At 68.4% G+C, this 2357-nt stretch carries 3 protein-coding genes; 2 read left to right on the top strand and 1 reads right to left on the bottom strand.

Annotation, left to right across the window (positions count from 1 at the left end; all coding sequences use genetic code 11):
- Positions 1 to 1016: peptide chain release factor 2 (gene prfB, locus EQG76_RS07860; protein WP_159712181.1), on the top strand; the 1016-nt coding region annotated here is incomplete at its 5' end.
- Positions 1013 to 1585 carry a hypothetical protein gene (locus EQG76_RS07855; protein WP_159712179.1) on the top strand — a complete coding sequence of 191 codons (573 nt, stop codon included), beginning with the start codon at positions 1013 to 1015 and terminating at the stop codon, positions 1583 to 1585. The genes prfB and EQG76_RS07855, both read left to right, overlap by 4 nt.
- A 54-nt stretch (positions 1586 to 1639) precedes the next feature.
- On the opposite strand, the gene EQG76_RS07850 is transcribed toward EQG76_RS07855, so the two are convergent.
- Positions 1640 to 2275: an MlaC/ttg2D family ABC transporter substrate-binding protein gene (locus EQG76_RS07850; protein WP_159712177.1), complete on the bottom strand. Its 636-nt coding sequence runs from the start codon at positions 2273 to 2275 to the stop codon at positions 1640 to 1642.
- Positions 2276 to 2357 lie beyond the last annotated feature (82 nt).

Raw genomic sequence — 2357 nt, 5'->3', positions numbered from 1 at the left:
TTTCCGAGGATCCGACGCTCTGGAACGATGCCGAGCGCGCGCAGAAGATCATGCGCGAGCGCAACGGCCTGGCCGCACGGATCGATCAGGTCCGCGAGATCGAGACCCGGCTGAACGACGGGCTGGAGCTGGCGGAACTGGCCGAGGCGGAGAACGACGACGCGACGCTCGGCGACATCCAGCGCGAGCTCACCGGCCTGAAGAACACCGTCCGCCGCCTGCAGCTCGAGGCGATGTTGTCCGGCGAGGCCGACCGCAACAACGCGTTCATCGAGATCAACGCGGGTGCCGGCGGCACGGAGAGCCAGGACTGGGCCGAGATGCTCATGCGCATGTACACGCGCTGGGCCGAGCAGCACGGTTACAAGGTCAACCTGATCCAGGAGACCGAAGGCGAGGAGGCCGGGATCAAGTCCGCCACGCTCCGGCTGGAGGGCGAGAACGCCTATGGTTGGCTGAAGACCGAGGCGGGCGTGCACCGGCTCGTGCGCATCTCGCCCTATGACAGCCAGGCGCGCCGGCATACCAGCTTCGCCTCCGTCTGGGTCTATCCCGAGATCGACGATTCGATCGAGGTCGGCATCCAGGACAAGGACCTGCGCATCGACACATACCGGGCGTCCGGTGCGGGCGGCCAGCACGTCAACCGGACGGAATCGGCGATCCGCATCACCCATCTGCCCACCGGCATCGTGGTGAGCTGCCAGACCGACCGTTCGCAGCACCGCAACCGCGACACTGCGTTCGGGATGCTGCGCGCCCGGCTCTACGAGCTGGAGCTGCAGAAGCGCCGGGCGGCGGCGGATGCGACCGAGGCGGCCAAGACCGACATCGGCTGGGGCCACCAGATCCGCTCCTACGTGCTGCAGCCCTACCGGATGGTGAAGGACCTGCGCACCGGGGTGGAGACCTCGGACACGCAGGGTGTGCTGGACGGCGATCTCGACCAGTTCCTGGAAGCGTCGCTTGCCCGTGGCGTCACCGGCGTGGCCACGGAGGTGGAGGATCCGGCTTGAGACCGGTGGTGATGCTGCTCTGTGCCGTGCTTGTCGGTGCTGGCCCGGCGCTGGCGGTGGAGGACGGCGCCAGCGCGGCGCAGCTCGAGGAAGCGTTCGCGCAGATCCGGGCCAAGGTCGAGGAGCAGCGGGCACTCACCGGTGCCGCGGCCAAGGACGCTGCCGACCGGCTGGCGGAGATCGGCCGGCTGAACGACCGGATCAGGAATCTGGAGCGGGAGAACGGGCAGTTGCGCGAAGCCAACCGGGCACTCGACGGAGAGCTCGCCACGGTGCGCGACGAGCGTGACCGGCTGGAGCGCGAGGCGCAGGAACTGACCAAGGCGGCCGCGGCCAGGCTCGACGAGTTCACCAAGGCCCAGAGCGGGATCGCTGCTGCCCGCGCCGAGCTGGATGCGATGGCGCAGGCGCTGGGCGAGCTGGCAGCGCAGCGGTCGATGATCGCCAAACCTGTCGCCGGCGCACGGTCGGCGGCGGAACTCCCGGTCCTGGAGGACCCGGACGGGCTGCGGCTGGAGCTGACGCGCGCTCAGGCACGGATCAAAGAGCTGGAACGCCAGCGGCAATGAAAAGGACGGGTCGGGCGTGGCGAAGCCGGTGCCCGACCAGGAGCGGCCAGCGGCTCAGGCCGCGCGGCGCGCCGCGATCTGCTCCTTCAGGCGGGCAATCACCCCGTCGAAACCGCTGCGCGCCAGCACTTCACCATATTCCTGACGCCAGGTGACCACCGCCGACACGCCCTCCCCGACCACGTCGATGATCTTGAAGCCGTCCTCGCTGCGGCGCACCCGCCAGTCGACATTGGCCGGCGGCTGGCCCTGGACGCGCACGATCTTGCTCGACACGACCGCGTCCCGGTCATCGACCACGCGCTCATCGGTGATCTCGTAGGTCTCGCCCCCGTAGTTGCGCAACTGAGAGGCGATCGTCTGGATGGTGAACTGCCGGAACAGGTCGACGAACTCCTGCTGCTGCTCCGGGCTCGCCTGGCGCCAGTAGCGGCCGATGACCAGCCGACCGATGATCTCGAAGTCGACGCTCTTGTCCAGGATCGACACCAGCCGTGACAGCCGCTCCTGGTCGTTCAGCGAGTCGTCCTGGAAAGCGGCCACCACCTCTTGGCCGACTCCGTCCATGAAGGCCGACGGACTTTCCTGCGCGCCAGCCGGGACAAGGAGTGTCGCCAGAACGGCCAGTGCTGTGGCACCGGCCAACAAGCCGCGCCGGCTCACCTTGGCCGCGCGGGCATCACTCAACATCCGGCTCCTCCTCGAAGATCGCGTCATACTGGGCATCCGAACCGCTGCCGGCGATCTCCGCTCCCAACCGCTGCAGATAGAT

This window comes from Geminicoccus flavidas (assembly GCF_009806515.1).
Taxonomy (GTDB): domain Bacteria; phylum Pseudomonadota; class Alphaproteobacteria; order Geminicoccales; family Geminicoccaceae; genus Geminicoccus; species Geminicoccus flavidus.
The sequence above is the reverse complement of the archived record's forward strand: the minus strand, read 5'-3'. Positions and strand labels throughout refer to the sequence as shown.

What these genes read in the sequence shown, in the direction of transcription:
- EQG76_RS07850 (WP_159712177.1), bottom strand. Translation starts at nt 2,275, where the DNA reads ATGTTGAGTGATGCCCGCGCGGCCAAGGTGAGCCGGCGCGGCTTGTTG.